18 protein-coding genes are annotated in these 18,969 nt (G+C 70.4%); 12 read left to right on the top strand and 6 right to left on the bottom strand.

All coding sequences use genetic code 11. The features are described 5' to 3' along the window. Positions 1-60 precede the first annotated feature (60 nt). Genes G555_RS0107700 through G555_RS0107670 form a run of 7 tightly spaced genes read left to right on the top strand, consistent with a single transcriptional unit; the run spans position 61 to position 6,153 of the window. Entirely contained in the window at positions 61-1,020 is a 960-nt protein-coding gene (locus G555_RS0107700) for a branched-chain amino acid ABC transporter permease (RefSeq protein ID WP_028708433.1), read from the top strand. Continuing rightward, positions 1,017-2,741: a branched-chain amino acid ABC transporter permease gene (locus G555_RS0107695; protein WP_245581217.1), complete on the top strand. Its 1,725-nt coding sequence runs from the start codon at positions 1,017-1,019 to the stop codon at positions 2,739-2,741. Before G555_RS0107700 ends, G555_RS0107695 begins: the two co-directional genes overlap by 4 nt. Beyond that, the gene (locus tag G555_RS0107690; RefSeq protein ID WP_028708431.1) at positions 2,741-3,580 is read left to right on the top strand and encodes an ATP-binding cassette domain-containing protein; all 840 of its coding nucleotides are present in this window, start codon (positions 2,741-2,743) and stop codon (positions 3,578-3,580) included. The genes G555_RS0107695 and G555_RS0107690 overlap by 1 nt, the downstream gene beginning before the upstream one ends. Beyond that, positions 3,573-4,280 (top strand): ABC transporter ATP-binding protein, encoded by a 708-nt coding sequence (locus G555_RS0107685; protein ID WP_028708430.1) that lies wholly within the window; start codon positions 3,573-3,575, stop codon positions 4,278-4,280. Before G555_RS0107690 ends, G555_RS0107685 begins: the two co-directional genes overlap by 8 nt. Positions 4,281-4,301: 21 nt before the next feature. After that, positions 4,302-4,883, top strand: coding sequence for a GNAT family N-acetyltransferase (locus G555_RS0107680; RefSeq protein ID WP_028708429.1), 582 nt, complete (start codon positions 4,302-4,304; stop codon positions 4,881-4,883). A 29-nt stretch (positions 4,884-4,912) separates the two neighbouring features. After that, positions 4,913-5,614, top strand: a complete 702-nt coding sequence (locus tag G555_RS18620) for an alpha/beta fold hydrolase (RefSeq protein ID WP_051208558.1) — start codon at positions 4,913-4,915, stop codon at positions 5,612-5,614. Between the two features lie 11 nt (positions 5,615-5,625). Beyond that, complete coding sequence (locus G555_RS0107670) at positions 5,626-6,153, top strand: NUDIX hydrolase (RefSeq protein WP_028708428.1); 528 nt, start codon at positions 5,626-5,628, stop codon at positions 6,151-6,153. A 26-nt stretch (positions 6,154-6,179) separates the two neighbouring features. Here G555_RS0107670 and G555_RS0107665 read toward each other — a convergent pair whose 3' ends face one another. Further along, positions 6,180-6,824, bottom strand: coding sequence for a cysteine hydrolase family protein (locus G555_RS0107665; RefSeq protein ID WP_036922034.1), 645 nt, complete (start codon positions 6,822-6,824; stop codon positions 6,180-6,182). 423 nt (positions 6,825-7,247) lie between these two features. On the opposite strand from G555_RS0107665, the gene G555_RS0107660 reads away from it, so the two are divergent. Together G555_RS0107660 and G555_RS0107655 are read left to right on the top strand one after the other, a co-directional pair. After that, positions 7,248-8,246 (top strand): zinc-dependent alcohol dehydrogenase, encoded by a 999-nt coding sequence (locus G555_RS0107660; RefSeq protein WP_211223196.1) that lies wholly within the window; start codon positions 7,248-7,250, stop codon positions 8,244-8,246. A 240-nt stretch (positions 8,247-8,486) separates the two neighbouring features. Beyond that, positions 8,487-10,850: an ATP-binding cassette domain-containing protein gene (locus G555_RS0107655; protein WP_028708425.1), complete on the top strand. Its 2,364-nt coding sequence runs from the start codon at positions 8,487-8,489 to the stop codon at positions 10,848-10,850. A 19-nt stretch (positions 10,851-10,869) separates the two neighbouring features. On the opposite strand, the gene G555_RS0107650 is transcribed toward G555_RS0107655, so the two are convergent. Continuing rightward, a complete protein-coding gene (locus tag G555_RS0107650) occupies positions 10,870-12,387 on the bottom strand; it encodes an aldehyde dehydrogenase family protein (RefSeq protein ID WP_028708424.1) in 1,518 nt (505 codons plus the stop codon). Positions 12,388-12,521: 134 nt separating this feature from the next. After that, a complete protein-coding gene (locus G555_RS0107645) occupies positions 12,522-13,139 on the bottom strand; it encodes a maleylpyruvate isomerase N-terminal domain-containing protein (protein WP_028708423.1) in 618 nt (205 codons plus the stop codon). 110 nt (positions 13,140-13,249) lie between these two features. On the opposite strand from G555_RS0107645, the gene G555_RS0107640 reads away from it, so the two are divergent. Next, positions 13,250-14,020, top strand: a complete 771-nt coding sequence (locus G555_RS0107640) for an META domain-containing protein (protein WP_028708422.1) — start codon at positions 13,250-13,252, stop codon at positions 14,018-14,020. A gap of 76 nt (positions 14,021-14,096) precedes the next feature. Next, complete coding sequence (locus G555_RS0107635) at positions 14,097-15,281, top strand: hypothetical protein (protein WP_028708421.1); 1,185 nt, start codon at positions 14,097-14,099, stop codon at positions 15,279-15,281. 51 nt (positions 15,282-15,332) lie between these two features. Here the strand turns inward: G555_RS0107635 and G555_RS0107630 are convergent, their stop codons facing one another. Continuing rightward, positions 15,333-15,806, bottom strand: a complete 474-nt coding sequence (locus tag G555_RS0107630; protein ID WP_028708420.1) for an OsmC family protein — start codon at positions 15,804-15,806, stop codon at positions 15,333-15,335. A 10-nt stretch (positions 15,807-15,816) separates the two neighbouring features. Further along, a complete protein-coding gene (locus G555_RS18615) occupies positions 15,817-16,260 on the bottom strand; it encodes a YbjN domain-containing protein (RefSeq protein WP_051208557.1) in 444 nt (147 codons plus the stop codon). A 100-nt stretch (positions 16,261-16,360) separates the two neighbouring features. On the opposite strand from G555_RS18615, the gene G555_RS0107620 reads away from it, so the two are divergent. Beyond that, positions 16,361-18,253 carry a hypothetical protein gene (locus G555_RS0107620; RefSeq protein ID WP_028708419.1) on the top strand — a complete coding sequence of 631 codons (1,893 nt, stop codon included), beginning with the start codon at positions 16,361-16,363 and terminating at the stop codon, positions 18,251-18,253. Positions 18,254-18,349: 96 nt separating this feature from the next. On the opposite strand, the gene dps is transcribed toward G555_RS0107620, so the two are convergent. Further along, positions 18,350-18,859 (bottom strand): DNA starvation/stationary phase protection protein Dps, encoded by a 510-nt coding sequence (gene dps, locus G555_RS18610; protein ID WP_036922027.1) that lies wholly within the window; start codon positions 18,857-18,859, stop codon positions 18,350-18,352. Positions 18,860-18,969 lie beyond the last annotated feature (110 nt).

Below are 18,969 nucleotides of genomic sequence, written 5' to 3'. Positions count from 1 at the left end.
CATCCGGAACACCGGGTGCCAACCGCGTCGCTCGGGTACCCGCGCTTCGATGGAGGGCTCGTGGAATTCTTCTTTCAGCAATTGATCAACGGTCTGTCGCTCGGTGCGCTGTACGCGTTGATCGCCGTCGGCTACACGGTCGTCTACGGGATCGTGCAGTTGATCAACTTCGCCCATGGTGAGATCTTCATGGTCGGCGCGTTCGGCGCCTTCGCCACCTGGGTACTGCTCGGTTCGCCGACGACCTGGTCTCTGGCCGCGGCGTTGTTCGTCCTGCTGCCGGCCATGATCCTCGGCGGCGTCGTGGTGTCGGTGGCCGTCGCCCTCCTCACCGAGCGCCTCGCGTACAGACCGTTGCGGACCGCCCCGAGACTGGCGCCCCTGATCTCGGCGATCGGCGTGTCCGTGTTCCTGCAGGAGTTCATCCGTCTCTTCTTCGGGTACATCCCCGGGATGCCGGACTCGAAGCGGGCGATCCCGTTCCCCAGCGTGGAGGGCATCTCCGGAGCCTCCTTCCAGATCGGCCAGGTGACCGTGCAGATGCCGGCCGTTTTCACGATCGTCGCGCTCGTCGTCTGCACCCTGTTCCTCTGGTTCTACGTGAACCGCACCAAGACCGGCCGGGCGATGATCGCCACATCGCAGGACCCCGACACCGCTCGACTCATGGGCATCAACGTCGACCGGGTCATCATGGCCGCATTCGCGGTCGGTGCCGCGCTGGCCGCCGTCGCCGGCGTCGCGCACGGCCTGCGCTACGGCAACATCGACTTCCGCATGGGCTTCCTGTCCGGCCTGAAGGCGTTCACGGCCGCGGTCCTCGGCGGGATCGGCAACATCAACGGAGCGGTCGTCGGCGGGCTCGTCCTCGGCGTGGTCGAATCCCTCGCCACGTCCTTCATCCCGGGCCAGTTCGGCAGTACGGCGTGGAAGGACGTGTGGGCCTTCGCGCTTCTCATCCTCGTCCTCGTCTTCCGTCCCCAGGGCCTCCTCGGCGCGAAGGTGGTGGACCGCGCATGATGACGATCGGCTCCGAAAGCAGACAGCGCTTCGAACTCCCCGCGCGCATCGTCGGCGGCGTCGCGGCGGTCGTGGCCGCGGCCTCGGTCCTGCTGTCCTGGTCCTACGACCCGGCCGCCCTCGACGACATGTCGTTCTGGGGTGCCCCGTCCCCGCTGCAGTTCCACTATCTGGCGCTCGGCGCGCTCGCGGCGATCCTGTACCTCCTCCCGATCGCCCTGCGGCCGCGCAACGGCTCCTGGACGAACTGGGTGGCGTGGAACACGGCCGCCCGGTTCGCCTCGTTCACGCTCCTGGGCTTCCCGGTCATCGCCGTCATCGCCATCGCGCTGGAGGCGGGCGGCCTCATCAACGTCGATCCCGGTGCGTGGCTCGCCCTCGGAGCCGGCGTCGTGGCGACCCTCGCCGGGGTCCTCCTGCCCACCTCGCCCGAGCCGGCGATGCACCGGATCAAGACGCATCCGGTCATCCAGATCCTCGCCATCGCCGCCGGTATGGGCGCGCTGCTCTTCGCGGCGGTGTTCGCCCTCGGGCTGCAGGACGCCGGCGCGTTCCTGCTGTACGCGGGCTTCGCGGCCGGTCTCGTCCTGACGCTCCTCCGGCTCGGCGTGTTTGGCTGGCTGGCAGTGTGCGCGGCCGCGAACAAGCGCGTGCTGGTCCTCGCCGCCTTCTTCGTCGCCTTCGCCTTCCCGTTCACCCAGAACGGCTCCGAGGCCAACATGTCGATCGCCACCCAGGTGCTGATCTTCGGCGCCACGGCCCTCGGCCTCAACATCGTCGTCGGCCTGGTCGGCCTGCTCGACCTCGGCTACATCGCCTTCCTCGGCGCCGGCGCGTTCACCTCGGCCGTGCTGTCCGGGTCGGCCTTCGCGACGATCAACTGGACGCCCCCCTTCTGGCTGACCGTTCTCATCAGCGGCACGGTCGCGTCCCTGCTCGGCCTTCTCATCGGCTCGCCGACACTGCGTGTGTCGGGCGACTATCTCGCGATCGTCACGCTCGCCTTCGGCGAGATCTTCCGCATCACGATGAACAACCTGGACGGCAGCGACGGACCGAACGTCACCAACGGATCCGACGGCATCCCCGGGATCCCCGATCTCAACTTCTTCGGATTCGACTTCGGCGCGACCCATGTGATCTTCGGCGTCACGATCGGCCGCTTCGCGAACTACTTCTGGCTGATGCTGCTGATCCTGGCGCTGATCATCGTCGTCTTCACGAATCTGAACCGGTCGCGCATCGGCCGCGGCTGGGTCGCGATCCGCGAGGACGAACTGGCCGCCGAGGCGATGGGTGTCAACACGTTCGCGCTGAAGCTGCTCGCCTTCGCGACCGGCGCGTTCCTCGCCGGCGTCGCGGGCGCGGTCAAGGCGCACCACGACGTGTCCGTCACACCCGACCAGTACGTCTTCCTGGAATCGGCCTTCCTGCTCGCGGCCGTGGTGCTCGGCGGCATGGGCACCGTGATGGGCGTTCTCATCGGCGCGACCATCCTGAAGCTCCTGCCCGAGAAGCTGCGCTTCTTCTCCGACTACCGGCTGCTGCTGTTCGGTCTGCTGCTCGTCTTCATGATGCGGTTCCGCCCCGAGGGCATCATCGCCGACGAGCGACGGCAACTGGAGTTCCACGCGACCGATGAGGAGTTGGCCGAGGAGGTCGAGGAGGAGCTCGTCACCTACCACGCCCATTACAATCCCGACCCGAAGGGACAGAAGTGATGGATGCCGCCACCGCGACCACGGTCGACGCCGCACCCGGCTCGGGCAAGGACCTCCTCCTGTCGGCCACCGACGTCACGATGCAGTTCGGCGGTCTCAAGGCCGTCAACGACGTCAGCATGCAGATCCACACCGGAGAGATCGTCGGGCTCATCGGCCCCAACGGCGCTGGGAAGACGACCTTCTTCAACTGCCTCACGGGTCTGTACAAGCCGACGTCCGGCAGTGTGGAGTTCATCGGCCGGCCGCTCCCGCCACGTCCGCGCAAGGTCGTCCGGGAAGGCATGGCGCGGACGTTCCAGAACATCCGCCTGTTCCACAACATGACGGCGCTCGAGAACGTCATGGTGGGGCGCTACTGCCGCACGAAGACCAACGCCATCGACGCGATCTTCCGGCTCCCGCGGCATCGCCGCGAAGAGCGCGAGGCCACCGCGCGCAGCCGCGAGCTGCTGGCCTTCGTCGGCCTGGAGAAGCACGCCGACACACTGTCGCGCAACCTGCCCTACGGCGATCAGCGGCGGCTGGAGATCGCCCGCGCCCTCGCGACCGACCCGAAGCTGCTCCTGCTCGACGAGCCCACCGCGGGCATGAACCCGCAGGAGACCCGCGAGGCGGAGGACCTCATCTTCCGGATCCGCGATCTCGGCCTCGCGATCCTCGTCATCGAGCACGACATGCGGTTCATCTTCAACCTGTGCGACCGCGTGTACTGCCTGGTGCGGGGCGAGGTGCTCGTCGAAGGCCCCGGGGAGGTCGTCCAGAACGACCCGCGGGTGATCGAGGCGTACATCGGTACTCCGCAGATCGTCGAGGAGGAGGGGAACGCCGATGCTTGAGGTCAAGGACATGGTCGTGGCCTACGGCCGGGTCAACGCCGTCAAGGGCATCACCTTCGAGGTGGGCGCCGGTCAGATCGTCACGATGCTCGGGACGAACGGCGCCGGCAAGTCGACGACGCTGCGAGCCATCTCCGGCCTGCTGAAGCTCGTGTCGGGGGAGATCTGGTTCGAGGGGGAGCGGCTCGACGGAGTGGCGGCCCACCGCGTCGTCCAGCGCGGCATCGCGCAGTCTCCCGAGGGGCGGCGCCTGTTCCCGAAGATGTCGGTCGAGGACAACCTCAGGCTGGGCGCCTATGCGCGCAAGGATCCGTCGGGCGTCAAGAAGGACATGGACAACGTCTACGACCTGTTCCCGGTGCTGGGTGAACGACGGCAGCAACCGGCCGGGCTGTTCTCCGGAGGGGAGCAGCAGATGCTGGCCATCGGCCGGGCCATGATGAGCCGCCCGAAGCTGCTGATGCTGGACGAGCCGTCCATGGGGCTGAGCCCGATCATGACGCAGACGATCATGCGGACGATCCGCGAACTGCGCGACGAGGGCGTCACGATCCTGCTGGTGGAGCAGAACGCGCAGGCCGCCCTGTCGCTGGCCGACAAGGGCTATGTCCTGGAGGTCGGCCAGATCATGTTCTCCGATTCGGGCCGCAACCTGCTCGGCGACGACCGGGTGAAGCGGGCCTACCTCGGCGCCGACTGACTCGACGCGTACGCTGAGCGGATGGACGGTTCCCCGGACATCCGCCCGGCGTCCCGCTTCGCCGATGTCGCGGCGATCCTCGCGCCGCGCAAGCCCGGCGCGCAGGGCTGCTGGTGCCTGTCGTACCGGCTCGGGCCCGCTGCGGCCGCCGAACTCGTCGGCGAGGCGCGCGGCCGCCATGTCGCCGACCTGTGCGCCCGCCCGTCCCGTGCCCCCGGTGTCCTCGCCTACGACGGGGACGAGCCGATCGGGTGGGCCGGCATCGCACCCACCTCCGAGGTGCGGGGGCTCGTGCAGTCGGCGAGGTACCCCACCGCGGAGGGCGACGTGTGGACGCTGTTCTGCTTCCGCGTGCGGGCCGGCCGAACGCGCGGAGGCGTGGCGCGGGCGCTGCTTCACGGCGCCGTCGCGTACGCCGCGTCGCAGGGAGCCTGTGCCGTCGACGCGTATCCGGTCGACAACCACGGCGAGCGAGTGGACCGCACGCTCGCGTCCTTCGGCTTCCGCGCCCTGTTCGAGGAGGCAGGATTCTCACTCCGGGAACGGCTCGATGTGCGGCGGGGCGGCTTCCAGGTCGTCGCGATGCGCCGTTCGCTGGTGTGACTTTGGGCCGGTGTGCAAGTCTGGCGGCGATGAAGACGACGCGCGCGGCCAGGCCGCTGCTCATTCTGCTCCACGGCACCTGGTCCAGCGGAGCCGAGATGGCTCCGGTGGGTGAATCGCTCGGCGCCGAGGTCGACGTGGTGGTGCCCGATCTTCCCGGCCATGGCACCCGGCGTGCCGAGCCGTACAGCCTCGCCCGATCGGCAGCCGTGGTGGACGCCATCGTGACGGCAGCGGGGGAGAGGGACGTCGTGGTCGCCGGCCACTCGCTCGGCGGGTTCGCGGCGCTGACCTACGCCGAACGGAACCCCGGCCGAATGGCCGGGCTCGCCCTCCTGGGATGCGCGACCGAGCCGCGCGGAGCGGGCGCCGCCGCCTACCGGGCCGCGGGGCGTGCGTTCGATCTGTTCGGGCCACTGCGGATGCGCTCGATGTTCCGCGGCGAACGGTTCCTGCCCGTCGCCCCGTTGTGGGACGAGGTGATCGACCGCTGCGGTTCGCGGCAGTTGCGCGAGGTCTCCTGTCCGGTCCTGCTCCTGGGCGGACGTTTCGATCAGCTCCACCTCGGTGCCCGTTCGTTCTCCCGGGCGGCCCGCCACGCCACGGTGGTCACGCGATCCTCCCGCTCACACGTCTGGCCGTACCGGCGTCCCCACGAGGTCGCCGCCGAACTGCGCCTGTGGCTGCGCACCGAGGTGCTGCCGCGCCTCGCCGTGTCCGCCGCTCGGTGAGGAACCCGCCCATGGACGAGATCGTCGGCCTGGTCGCCCGTGACGGCACGGTCGTCGGCACCGCGCCGCGGTCGCGCGTCCGCCGCGAGAACCTCCGCCACGCGGCCACCGCCGTCCTGGTGCGCAACACGCCGGGCGACATCTACGTCCAGATGCGCTCCCCGGAGAAGGACTGGTGCCCGTCCTGCCATGACGCCGCCGCCGGGGGAGTGCTGCGAGCGGGGGAGGATCCCGCCGCCAACGCGGCCCGGGAGCTCGGCGAGGAACTCGCAATCGCCCCCGAGAGCCTGCGTCCCCTCGGGACGTCCCTGTTCGAGGACGACACGGTCCGCGTCTTCGAACACGTCTTCGAAACGGTCTGGGACGGCGCGATCCGGTTCGCCGACGGGGAGGTCGTCGCGGGTGGCTGGGTCTCGCTGGAGGACCTGCGACGCAGGCTCGCCGACCCCGGCTGGCCGTTCGTGCCCGACACCCGGCTGCTCCTGCTGCGGCTCGCGCGGCGCGGGGTGGGGGACTACGCGCGACTCCTCGCCGATTGAGCGGCGCTCGCGCAGAGCATCGTGGCTCAGGACCCCTCGGCGGGGGAGAACCGGGCGACGATCTCTCCCGACTCGACGATCTGCGTCCCGATCAGTCGTGCGTCGGCCAGCCGTTCGGGGGTGACCTGCGACGTCACGTCGGGCACGAGCACCGTGCGGTAGTCGCGCGCGCTGGCGTCGAAGAGGGTCGCCCGCGGGCAGTTCGGCAGGTTGCAGCCCGCCACGACGACGGTGGTCACGTCCTGCTGTCGTAGCCAGTCGTGCAGTCCTGTCCGGTAGAAGGCGCTCCACCGCGGTTTGAACGCGATGTACTCGGTGGGCCCGATCTGCTGGAACTCGCCCCGCAGGAGCGCCGTGGTGTCCAGGTCGACGTCGCCCTCGGGAAACAGGACGCCCGGCACCGACGCGCCGGGCGAGCCGGGTGCGACCAGGGAGACGCCCGAGGCGACGAGCTGGCGGCGTGGCAGGTCGACGTCCTCGCCCCGGTACAGCCGGATGACGTGCACGATCGGCCGCCCGGCCACCCGGAAAGCGGTCACGAGGCGACCGAGCCGTGGGACGATGTCAGCCGTCCCCGGAACGTGGGCAGAGCCGTCGTCATCGATGAAGTCACGCTGCACATCGATGACGAGCAAAGCGCTACGGTCCCACTCGGGGCTTGTCAGATCCATCTGGTCCACCTCTGGTCCTTCGTCCTTGGCAGTCTTGCAGCGATGCCCGGCGTCGTGGCCGATTGGCCCGAATACACGGGCTCACCACAGTCGCGAGCCCGGGTGCGGCGGCTCCCCGGGACCACCTCCTAGTTGTCCGATAAGCGACATTATGTCATTTCGTCGGGACTCCGGGGTGTCTCGGCCCAGCCTCGGCCGGCGTGCCGCACTCACCCTCCCCTCTGCGCGAAAGCGCCTTCTCGCCGAATCCACTCACGCGAGGAATTCGGACCAAAATGCATCGCGCGCCGATTCTCCGCTGTAATGTGCGATCCCAACATGACCCGCGTGCGACATCGATGCACACGCGGACTCCATGCACATTTCCCACTGCCGGACCACCGAAAGGAACCGACAGCGATGTCCGAAACAATGAAAGCCGCAGTGGTTCATGCCTATGGCGAACCGCTCACCATCGAAGAGGTCCCCGTCCCCGACGTCGGACCCGATCAGGTCCTTGTGAAGGTCGAGGCCTCAGGGATCTGCCACACCGACCTGCACGCCGCCGACGGCGACTGGCCGGTCAGACCACCGCTCCCCTTCATCCCCGGCCACGAGGGCGTCGGCTACGTCGCCAAGGCCGGATCCCGCGTCACCTGGGTCGCCGAAGGCGATCGGGTCGGCATCCCGTGGCTTCACACGGCCTGCGGACGCTGCACCCACTGCATCACGGGCTGGGAGACGCTGTGCGACTCCCAGCAGATGACCGGATACACCGTCAACGGCGGGTACGCCGAGTACGTGCTCGCCGATCCCGGCTACGTCGGGCGGCTGCCCGGCGGCCTCGACTTCGCCGAGGCCGCTCCCCTGCTGTGCGCCGGTGTCACGGTCTACAAGGGCCTCAAGGTGCTCGACTGCAAGCCGGGCGACTGGGTCGCCATCTCGGGAATCGGGGGCCTGGGACATATGGCGGTCCAGTACGCGAAGGCCATGGGCTTCCGCGTGATCGCCGTCTCCCGCACCCGCTCGAAGCTGGACCTGGCCGAGTCCCTCGGGGCCGACCTCGTGGTGGACGCCACCGACGGCAACCCCGGCGCCACCGTCAAGAAGGAGGTGGGCGGCGCGGCGGGCGTTCTCGTCACCGCGGCGTCCAAGCCCGCATTCGAGCAGGCGCTCGGCATGCTCGCCAAGCGCGGCACGATGTCGCTGGTCGGCCTGCCGCCCGGTGGCTTCGAGCTGCCGATCTTCGACCTCGTGCTGAACGGCCAGACCGTGCGCGGTTCGATCGTGGGCACCAGAAAGGACCTCGAAGAGACTCTGGAATTCGCTGCCGCCGGTCAGGTCAAGGCGCATTACACGATGGATAGACTGGACAATATCAACGGCATCTTCGAGCGCATGAAGAACGGCAGCATCGACGGCCGCGTTGTCGTGACCATCTGAGTCATAACCCTTTTTCCCGGAGATTCCTGCGGTGTGCCCGTCGTGACGATCGGGCACACCGCGCCACCTCCGGGTCCCGGCGAGCGCCCAGCCCGCGGGGACCATCCCACTCCCGCCGCGGCGGCACTCCCTCGGCGCAGCCGGGCCATGCCCGGGTACATCTTCTCCCTCGCGCCCTTCCTGGCTAGATTCTCCCCAGCGATCCGCGCAGGCACGCCGGAGACAGGGAGACGAACTGCCATGACGATCACCCCGCCAGCGGCGGACAGCCACGACCTCATCCGGGTCAGCGGCGCCCGCGAGAACAACCTCAAGGACGTCACCGTCGAACTCCCGAAACGGCGGCTGACGGTTTTCACCGGAGTGTCCGGATCGGGCAAGAGCTCACTGGTGTTCGACACCATCGCCGCCGAATCCCAGCGGCTCATCAACGAGACCTACAGCACGTTCGTCCAGGGGTTCATGCCCACGCTTCCCCGGCCGGACGTCGACGTCCTGGAGGGCCTGACCACGGCCATCATCGTCGACCAGCGGCCCATGGGCACAGACCCCCGCTCCACCGTCGGCACGGCCACCGACGCCAACGCGATGCTGCGCATCCTGTTCAGCCGGCTCGGCGAGCCGCACATCGGCCCGGCGAAGGCGTTCTCGTTCAACGTCGCGACGATGAGCGGAAAAGGCGCTGTCACGCTGGAACGCGGCACGGGCAAAAGCACCGAGGTGCGCAGCTTCAGCGTCCAGGGCGGCATGTGCCCCCGATGCGAGGGGCGCGGCTCCGTGACCGACTACGACCTGAGGGTTCTCTACGACGACAGCCTGTCCCTCAACGAGGGCGCCCTGCTGATCCCCGGATACAGCCGGGACGGCTGGTACGGCCGCATCTATGCCGGCAGCGGGTTCTTCGACCCCGACAAGCCGATCCGCGATTTCAGCGCCGCCGAGGTGCAGAACCTGCTGTACAAGGAGCCCACGCGGATCAAGGCCGAGGGCATCAACGTCACCTACGAGGGGCTGATCCCCCGGATCGAGAAGTCCTTCCTGTCCAAGGATGTCGACGCGATGCAGCCCCACATCCGGGCGTTCGTCGAGCGGGCGATCACCTTCACCACCTGTCCCGCCTGCGAGGGCACACGGCTCAACGAGGCGGCCCGCTCGTCGCGTATCGGGGCTCTGAACATCGCCGACGCGTGCGCGATGCAGATCAGCGACCTCGCCGAGTGGACCCGCAGCCTCGACGCCCCGTCCGTCGCCCCCCTGCTCGGGAAGCTCCAGGAGACCCTCGACTCGTTCGTCGCGATCGGACTCGGGTATCTCGCGCTCGCCCGGCCGGCCGGAACGCTGTCCGGCGGCGAGGCGCAGCGGGCGCGGATGATCCGTCACCTCGGGTCGCCCCTCACCGACGTCACCTACGTCTTCGACGAGCCGAGCATCGGCCTGCACCCCCATGACATCCGGCGCATGAACGACCTGCTGCTGCGACTGCGCGACAAGGGCAACACGGTGCTCGTCGTCGAGCACAAACCCGAGGTGATCGTCATCGCCGACCATGTCGTCGATCTCGGTCCGGGCGCAGGGATCGACGGAGGCGTCGTCTGCTTCGAGGGCACGGTCGACGGACTGCGCGCCGCGGGCACGATCACAGGCCGCCACGTCGACGACAGGGCCTCGCTCAAGTCGGCGGTGAGGACGCCGACCGGCAGGCTGGAGATCCGCGACGCGACGACGAACAACCTCGCCGGCGTGGACGTGGACATCCCCCTCGGCGTGCTCGTGGCCGTCACGGGAGTGGCGGGCTCCGGCAAGAGCTCCCTCGTGCACGGCTCGATCCCTCCCGGGGCGGGCGTCGTCGCGGTCGACCAGAGCGCGATCCGCGGCTCGCGGCGCAGCAACCCGGCGACGTACACGGGCCTCCTCGACCCGATCCGCAAGGCGTTCGCCAAGGCCAACGGCGTGAAACCGGCGCTGTTCAGCCCCAACTCCGAGGGCGCCTGCCCCACCTGCAACGGCGCCGGCGTCGTGTACACCGACCTGGCCATGATGGCGGGCGTCGCCACCACGTGCGAGGACTGCGAGGGCAGGCGGTTCCAGGCATCGGTTCTCGGATACCGCCTGGGCGACCGGGACATCAGCCAGGTCCTCACCATGCCGGTGGCCGAGGCGGTGGAGTTCTTCGGCGCCGGCGAGGCGCGGATACCCGCCGCTCACCGGATCCTCACCCGGCTCGCCGATGTCGGACTCGGCTACGTGACACTCGGGCAGCCGCTCACGACCCTGTCCGGCGGCGAACGTCAACGGCTCAAGCTGGCCACCCGCATGGCGGAGAAGGGCGGCATCTATCTCCTCGACGAACCCACGACAGGACTTCACCTCGCCGACGTCGAACACCTGCTGGCGCTGCTCGATCGGCTCGTGGACGGCGGTGTCTCGGTGATCGTCGTCGAGCATCACCAGGCCGTGATGGCGCACGCCGACTGGATCATCGACCTCGGCCCGGGCGCCGGCCACGACGGGGGGCGCGTCGTGTTCGAGGGCACGCCGGCCGACCTCGTCGCCACCCGCGCGACCCTGACAGGGCAGCATCTGGCGGAGTACGTCCGCGCCTGACGCCGCACCGCCCTGCGGATCAGCGGTGCTGCTGCGGATCGTCGTGGTGGGCGTACATCCGCCGCGTCGACAGATCCGCTCCCGTCAGCACCGCGGCCCGGCCGAGCAGCCGGCCGCGCTCCCAGTTGGACAGCCCCAGCTCCGGCTGGTTCAACGTGTACTGACCGTCCACCCAGCGGGTGAATCCATCCCCCACGAACGGGGCGTTCACCCGGTCACGGAAGTCGGCGAACGCCTCGGGGTCGGTCGTGATGAGCGAGGCGATGAACTGCGGGCTGTGCTCGTTGAACGCATCGGCGGCGGCGGTCACGTCGTCCACGACGAGCAGCGAGAGCTCCGGGGTGTTCTCCCACTCCCACTCGCGGCCGAGCGCTGTCACGGGCAGGACGTCGGCCCGCGGCTCGCGTTTCACGCCCTCGGCCCGCGCCACGTCGATCAGCCGGTCGAACTCCCCCGCGTCCACCCACTCCTGGCTCCCGTCGGCCACATGCAGCCGGGCCGCCTCGCCGCCCCGCGCCGCCGCGGCCTCATCGGCGGCCGCCACGACGACGGGCAGCAGGACGTCGGCGGCCGACCGCGGCAGGACGACGACGTTCACCGTGTTGCACACCTTGCGGTCCAGGGACCACCGCACGGCACCGGAGAGCCGTTCGAGCGGAGCGTCGCCGGCGGCGACGATCCACGCGCCACCGGTGCCGTGAGCGCTCACCGGCACGCCCGTCTGGCGCGCAATGCTGCTCAACTGCATCACCGCGGCCCCGGAGCCGCGCACCACCGCGAGCGCCAGTCGCGGATCGCTGAACAGGGCCCACCCGGCCGAGCGTTCCCGCACGGGCACGAGGGACAGTGCCCCCGCCGGCAGGCCGCACGCCGTCAGCGCCGGCGTGATCGCCCCGTCGACGATCGCCTGGGCGGTGCCGAGCGCATCGCCACCGATGCGCAGCACTGCCGCGTTGCCCGTCGCCAACACGCCCGCAGCGTCCACGAGGACGTTCGGACGGCCCTCGAAGACGAACGCCACGACGCCCAGCGGGGCGCTGCGCACGTCGACACCCCAGTCGCCGTGGCCGACCCGCGCGACGAGATCGTGCTCCGGGTCGGCGAGCTGTGCGTCGATGAGCTCGGCCCACTCCCGCAGGCCCGAGATCATGTCGGCGCGCATCCTGTCCGAGACGACGAGCCGCGTCGTCGACCGGCCGAGCCGCTCGGCGCGCGCCACGTCGTCGGCGTTGGCCGCGGCCACGCCGTCCCAGGCCGCCTCCAGATGTGTCGCGAACGCGCGGTAGAAGTCGCGGATCCGTGGCCGCGGCACGCCGCGCAGCGCGGTGAACGCGTCGAGCGCCGCATCCACGCTGCGGGTGACCTGCGTCGCCACGCGCTCGGGCACGTGGATCAGGTCACCGGAGTCCTGGACGACGAACAGCCGGTCTCCGGCCGAGAACGCTGCGGCGAGGTCCTCGCCCACGGTGACGTAACGATCGCCGCCGTAGGGGATCCTCATGCCCGCGACGAGTTCGGTGAGCTGTCCGTGAGCCATCTGCGGTGTCCTCTCGTTCCCGCCGGGGCCGCCACCGCCCCGGAATGCTGGGATGTCGTTCGTGCCGAGCCTATCCGGCCGCTGCGACCACGGCACCGGGGTCCGCGCAGGGACGTCCACCAAGCCGTCTGCCGTCACAGCACGGTGAACTCCGTCGACAACCCCGCCCGCCCGGTCAGGGCACGCAATACCGGGGCGGCGGTCCCGCCGTCGACGGCCAGGTCGGCCGCGAGCCGGACCGCCGCCCCGGCCGCGACCGGGGGCACCTGCGCCTCCACCCCCAGCGCGTCGCACAGGTCGACGGTATGCACGACGAGTTCGAAGGTCCGCGTCGGCAGGTAGTCGATCAGGCGCATCCCGCCGAGCAGACACGCGACGAACTCGTCGCCCGTCATCGCGTCCACGAGTCCCACGACGCGCCGGGCGGCGGCGCCGACCGTGCCCGCCGGATCGACGCCCAGCGCCTCGCCGGCGACCCTCCCGCGCCGGGCGACCTCGTGACCTCCGGCCGCGCGACGGGCGGCGACGTAGTAGGCCGTCGCCGTCGGAATCTCCACCGCGACCGCAGGGCGCGCGGCGTACTGCTCCACGGTGAGCAGCGCACGACTCGTGTGCCCGACGAGGGCGCGGACATCCCACTCCCCCAGCGCGGGTGCCTCCCATCGGTCGTCGATCCACGTCGTCGCCTCACAGAACCAGCCCGCCGCATCCGCGAACGCCCGTCGTACCGAGTTCCACTCCGAGGTGCCCATCCGGCAAACCTACGGCCGCTCGACCGGTCCGCAAAGGCCACCGGCCCCGGTACGCTGGCCTCGACCCGCGTCGCCCGGCCGGGAACGAGGCTCTGCGAAAGGAGCCGGTCATGCGCAGACTCGCGGGCCTGGCCGTCGTCCTCCTCGCGGCCTTCACCGGCTGCGCCTCCCCGTCTGCGACCCCGTCGCCGAACGACCCCGTGCTCGACGGGACATCCTGGGTGGTGACCCGCATCGGCGGTGCCGAGACGATCTCCGCCGCCAGGCCCAGCCTGAGCGTGTCCGACGGCACCGTGCACGGGAGCGCGGGCTGCAACTCCTACGTCGCGGAATTCGCACAGACCGGGAGCTCCATCCGTGTCTCCGAGGTCGCGCTCACCGCGATGGCCTGCCTGGACGACGGCGTCATGGAGCAGGAGACCGCCTTCGTCACCGCTCTGGCCGAGGTCACCGGCGTGCGCTCCCAGGGTGCCGGGCTCGAGCTCGTGAACGCGAAGGACGACGCGGTGCTGACGCTCGCCGCGGCGCCGACGGCGACCCCCGAACCCCTCGTCGGAACCGTGTGGACGCTGGAGGGCATCGTGTCCGGCGACAGTGTCTCCTCCCCGCTCGCCGGCACCACGGTGAGCTTGTCCTTCACCGCCGACACGGTGAGCGGAACCGCCTGCAACACCTTCCGCGGCGAGGTGAGCATCGACGACGGCTCCCTGAGCGTCGGGCCTCTCGTCGCGACCAGGGCCCTCTGTCCCACCGAACAGGAGACCGCGCAGGAGGCCACCGTGCTCGCGCTCCTCCAGCAGGCGGCCTCCTACACCGTCGCGGGTGACACCTTGACCCTCTCGACCCCCGCGCGGAAGGGACTGGTCTTCACCGCGACGTGAGCACGGCGGCCCCCGATATCGGTGCCGACGCCGTGCGGCCCCTGCCATGAGGGCCGTCCGCGACGTACAGTGCCCCATGCGGATTCGGGACACGCGGCAGACCCGGCGCACTGCCCGCGCCCGGCCGCTCTGCGTCCTGGCCGCCGTGCTCTGCGTCGTCGCAGCCTGTTCGGCGACGCCCCGCAGCGCCGCATCCCGCGCGGCGAGGACGGACCTCTCCTGGGCGGAGGTTCCCGTGTTCGGCCTCGCGCCCGAAACGATCGCGGTCATCGACGGGGACGTCTTCGTCGGCGGGGCGACCGCCGACGGCAGCGGACCGGCACTCGACAGGATCGGTGGAGCGTTGTCCGCCGTGCCGATCCGGCTCGCCCCGTCCGAGCCCTACGCGCGAACGGGGCGGTTGACGTCCATCGCCGGCGACGGCACCCGTCTGTACCTGATCGGTGTTCGCACCGGCGGTGCGCACGACAACCCGCGCTGGACGGTCTGGGACGGCCCGGAGGGCGGTCCCGTGACGAGTCGGCCGCAGGAGTTCTTCACCTTCGGCGGCCACGATGCAGGCCCGCTGCTGGCGACGGTCGTGGTGGACGGCTCACCCGTCGTCGTCGGAAGTCGTGGCGGACAGCACGGATCCGACGCGGCGATCTACACACGATCCGGGACCACCTGGACCGCCGCCGCCGACGTCGACCAGCGGGCGCGGTCGCGGGCGAGCGCCGTCCTCGGGTTCGGTGCGGTCACCGCCCATGCGTCGCGGATCCTCATCGCCGGAGACGCCGTCGACACGACGGACGGCATCCGGCAGGCACCCGTCCTCTTCATCGGCCGCGTCGGCGGGCCGTGGCAGATGGTCGTCCTGCCGGTGCCGCCCAGTACCGCGCGCGGCCATCTGTCGCGTGCGACCTCCGTCTCGTGTGCCGACGACGTGTGCTGGGTGGCCGGCTGGTCGGGAGGCCGCCCCATGGCGTGGTCGGTCGCCGTCACGGACGAGCCGGTGTCCGTCGTCCTCGATGCGCACATCCTGCCCGGCGAGGAGCCGACCGGCACCGATCCCGTCGCGGTCGTCACCGTCGCCGGTGGCGTACCCGTCGTCTTTCCCAATGCGCGCGAGCCCGGAACCGTCGTCGGGTGCCCCGACGGCTGGCGGACGGGCGGCTCTCCGGCCGAGCCCGTCACCGCCGCGGCTGCCGCAGGGCAGACCCTGTATGCGATCTCGGGCCACCCCGGCCGGATCTCGGCGGCCGCTCTGGCCGGTTGCTGACGATCGCCGCGCCTCGGCCCATGCCCGGACGACACGCCCGCCCGCCACGGGTCACCGTTCGACGACGATCCCCACCTCGTGGTGGATGGGGACGTCGACCGATCGCGCGATGAAGCAGTACTCCCCCACCCTGTCGTGGAGGGCGCGCGCCGTCTCGGGATCGCTCTCGGCCGAGACCGTGACCTGCGGCCGGAGCAGGACGGACTCGAACCGGCCACTGCCGTCGGGCCGGGTACGCAGCACCCCGGTCGGCGCGTCCCGGTAGGCGGTCACGACGACTCCCGCCCGGACGCACAGCCACAGGTAGGTGAGCAGGTGACACTGAGCGATCGAGGCGAGGAACAACTGTTCGGGGTTCCAGCGACCGGGAACACCCCGGAACGCCACGTCGGCGGTCCCGGCCAGGGTGCCGGGGCCCTCGGCGCTGATCAGATGGTCCCGGCTGTACCCGCGGTAGCTGCGCGTCCCATCGCCGGTGTTGCCCGTCCAGGTGAGCTCGAGTTCGTATCCGTGTTCGTCCGGCATCGAGCTCTCCTCACGTCTCGGGAAGCCATGCCGGATACTCCGGGTAGAGCTCCTCGACCTCGCTGCAGAACTGACCGGTCGTCCCGACCGCGCACGTGAGCTGCTGCACGATCCAGGCATCGGTCACGCCGCCCTCGCAGTCGACGTTGAGCTCGGCGCGCACCCGCACCGCGTCGTCGTCGGCGATCGCGTAGACCTTCGGCCAGCGCTTCTCCGCGTTCCAGGTGTTGCACACCTCGACGAACCGGCCGAGCAACTCGACCGGGGGGCGCGGCGTCCAGCCACCCCAGATCTGCAGGATGTCCGCCTGGGAGCCCACGACCATGAACCCCATGACGAGGGTGTCGCCCCACCAACCGATGAACTCGCCGTCGTCGTCGACGCGATACCTGGTGCCGATGCTGTCGAGCGCATCCCGCAACCGCGCCATATCGATCGGACCGGCATTCGTCACGCGCACACATTAGCCCATCGGCAGAGCGAACCCCGGGCCGGGAAGGACCGCTCGCGGACCGCTCATCGGCCCGCTTCCCCGCCGGGCCGATAATGGAGGCGTGCAGAACGTCGTCACGCTGGAGTTCCTTGCGCGGCTCCATCCCGCCGCCGATCCCGAACGGCGCGTCTGGTGGGTGCACGAACCCGGGACGGGCACGAGCCACGAGTCGATGCCGGGTGTCTGCCTCCTGCCGTTCTGGCAGCTCGTCGCGCGGCTGTCGACGATCGTCGCCCGCGGACTTGAGCACGACCGCGTGGCCCGCGGACGCCCGGCGCGACAGCTCGAGGGGATCGGGCAGCTCGACGCCGACGACGTGGCGTGGTTGCAGACCTCCGGCGCCCTCGCCGTCTCGGCCGACTCCGGTCTCCTCGCGATCCGTACGGTGCTGGACCGGCTCGTCGAGGTCCAGCCCGGGCTCGTGGAGATCGCCGAGCAGTGGCGCGACTGGCTGGCCGACGAGAGCGCGCAGTGGCTCCCCGGCAGCCGTTTCGAGCTTCGGTGGGGCGCGTTGTTCACCGAGGGCGCGGTCTTCGAACGGGTTCTCAGCTACCGCGTGTTCGACGCCGCCCGCTTCTTCCTCACCTGTGAGGGCGCCGCCGCCGCGGCCGCACTACGGTCCGACATGACGCTGTTGCTGGGTGCGATCGGTCACATTCCCGGTGACGACGATCCGGACGCCGAGCACCTCGCCACGCTGCGGCGTGCCGTGACCCACAACAAGCTGGACGAGTTCCTCGCCCTCGCGGACCCCGCACGAGAGGCCGATGCACGGCTCATCGTCCCGGCATTCGGAGCGGCCATCGCGGCGGCTCCGGAGCGCCGGCGCGACCTCGTGCTCCGCCGCGCGCAGATGGCGGCCCGGTGCCCGCTCGCCGACGTGCGGCTGACGTGCCTCACGGACGCGATCGACGTCATCCACGAGATCCGCGCCGCCGAACGCCTCGACGACGCGGTCCGCGAGTACCGTCGCCTGCTGGACGACTTCGCCGGCGATTTCCTCGAGGACAACGACTTCCTCGAGGCGTGGCTCCGCCTGCTCGCAAACCTGTCGTTCCTCCTGATCGAGAGGCTCGACGAGCCGCAGTCCGGGCTCGACCTCCTGCTCCCCCGAGTGCAGGCGCTCGATGCGCGCGAGCCTTCCGCCGCCCGAGGCAGGGCACCTGTGGACACCGCCCTCGCCCGCGTGCGCGCCAATCTGGACGCGGCGGTCGCGCGGCTGCAGGAGCGCGGTATGGCGACCCCTCCGGGCGTCGGGACGACGCTGAGCACGGCGGACCGGGCCTCGCTGGAGCGGGCGACCGAGGACTTCAACACGGCGTTGGGCGCACCCGACCCCGACCGGGCGGTCGAGGTCGCCGAGTGGGCGCTCGACCTTCTCGACCGGCGCGGAGCGAGCCGCGACGCCCTCCGCTACACCGAATGGCGCATCGACCGCGCCCGTGCGGTCCGCGACCGCGGCGACCTGGAGCGCGCGGCCACCGCCCTGCGGGAGATCATCGACACCTGTGCCGCAGCTCCCTCGACCGCGCTGGGAAGCAGTGGCGGCAGGGCGACCGTCGCTCTCGGGGTGACCTACCGCCGGCTCGGCCGGGCCGCCGACGAGATTGCCGCCTACGAGGCGTTCCTGGCGTCACCGGCCGCCGCCGAGCCGACCCGTGCCACGCTCCTCCAGGTCACGGTGGCCCATGCCAACCTCGCTGATGCCCTCGCCCGGACGGGGGACCCGACGCAGGCCGTCGGGCAGTACCTCGCAGCGGCCCGCGCCGCGGAGCGCCTCGGCGACGACGACCGGCGCACCTCTCTGCTCACCCGGGCCGCGGATGCGGCCCGCATCGCCGGAGACGAGGCGGGAGAGAAGACGATCAGGGCGCGGCTCACGCCCGAGCCCCCGCACGATCGTCGGCAGGGGGCGTCACGAGGGCTTCTCGGCTGGTTCCGGGGGCGTTCCTGACCCGAGCCTCGTCCGCCGGCCCGTGAGAACACAGGACGGGGGCGCGGGAGCGTTGCCGCTCCTGCGCCCCCGTCCTTGTGCGTCGGGAGAGCTGTGTCAGCTCGGGATCCTGCCGCCCGCGTTCTCCAGGTGGGCCCGCACGAACCACTGGAACTTCTCCAACTCGCCCGTCTGCCCGATGAGGAGGTCCTGCGTCACGAGGTCGAGATCCTCGACCTCGTCGATGGCCTGACGGTTGTCGGCGATCACGATGTCGTACACCTTGTCGAGGGCCGCGAGATGCTCCAGTGCGGTGTTGCGGCCCAACGGGTATTCGACCAGCGCACGGTCCTTCACGATCGCCCCGACCGTGCCGGACGGGGACCCGCCGAGAGCGGCGATCCGCTCCGCGACGGCATCGGCGTACAACCGCACCAGGTCGACCTGCGGGTCGATCATCTCGTGCACGCCGATGAAGTTCGGCCCCACGACGTTCCAGTGCACATGCTTGAGCGTCAACTGCAGGTCGTTGTACTCGCTCAGCCGCCGCTGCAGGACGACGATGACCTCGGCGGCCTTCTCCGTGGCCAGGCCCGGGACCGTGTAGGGGGTTCGTGCGGTTGCCATGATCTTCTCCTTCGGAAAAACGGGTCGTTGCGCGCGACAGGACTGCGCGGCCCTGCGATCCATGCTATCCACGCGACGCCTCGCCCACAGCCCCGGACGCTCGCTCCTCA

It is taken from the genome of Propionicicella superfundia DSM 22317 (assembly GCF_000423465.1).
Lineage (GTDB): Bacteria > Actinomycetota > Actinomycetes > Propionibacteriales > Propionibacteriaceae > Propionicicella > Propionicicella superfundia.
The sequence above is the reverse complement of the archived record's forward strand: the minus strand, read 5'-3'. Positions and strand labels throughout refer to the sequence as shown.

Excerpts from the sequence above, each read along its gene's own strand:
- dps (WP_036922027.1), bottom strand. The coding sequence starts at position 18,859 with ATGGCAACCGCACGAACCCCCTACACGGTCCCGGGCCTGGCCACGGAG.
- G555_RS0107680 (WP_028708429.1), top strand. The coding sequence starts at position 4,302 with ATGGACGGTTCCCCGGACATCCGCCCGGCGTCCCGCTTCGCCGATGTC.
- G555_RS0107640 (WP_028708422.1), top strand. The coding sequence starts at position 13,250 with ATGCGCAGACTCGCGGGCCTGGCCGTCGTCCTCCTCGCGGCCTTCACC.
- G555_RS0107695 (WP_245581217.1), top strand. The coding sequence starts at position 1,017 with ATGATGACGATCGGCTCCGAAAGCAGACAGCGCTTCGAACTCCCCGCG.
- G555_RS0107685 (WP_028708430.1), top strand. The coding sequence starts at position 3,573 with ATGCTTGAGGTCAAGGACATGGTCGTGGCCTACGGCCGGGTCAACGCC.
- G555_RS0107665 (WP_036922034.1), bottom strand. The coding sequence starts at position 6,824 with ATGGATCTGACAAGCCCCGAGTGGGACCGTAGCGCTTTGCTCGTCATC.
- G555_RS0107650 (WP_028708424.1), bottom strand. The coding sequence starts at position 12,387 with ATGGCTCACGGACAGCTCACCGAACTCGTCGCGGGCATGAGGATCCCC.
- G555_RS0107690 (WP_028708431.1), top strand. The coding sequence starts at position 2,741 with ATGGATGCCGCCACCGCGACCACGGTCGACGCCGCACCCGGCTCGGGC.
- G555_RS0107645 (WP_028708423.1), bottom strand. The coding sequence starts at position 13,139 with ATGGGCACCTCGGAGTGGAACTCGGTACGACGGGCGTTCGCGGATGCG.
- G555_RS0107630 (WP_028708420.1), bottom strand. The coding sequence starts at position 15,806 with ATGCCGGACGAACACGGATACGAACTCGAGCTCACCTGGACGGGCAAC.
- G555_RS0107635 (WP_028708421.1), top strand. The coding sequence starts at position 14,097 with ATGCGGATTCGGGACACGCGGCAGACCCGGCGCACTGCCCGCGCCCGG.
- G555_RS0107655 (WP_028708425.1), top strand. The coding sequence starts at position 8,487 with ATGACGATCACCCCGCCAGCGGCGGACAGCCACGACCTCATCCGGGTC.
- G555_RS0107670 (WP_028708428.1), top strand. The coding sequence starts at position 5,626 with ATGGACGAGATCGTCGGCCTGGTCGCCCGTGACGGCACGGTCGTCGGC.
- G555_RS18620 (WP_051208558.1), top strand. The coding sequence starts at position 4,913 with ATGAAGACGACGCGCGCGGCCAGGCCGCTGCTCATTCTGCTCCACGGC.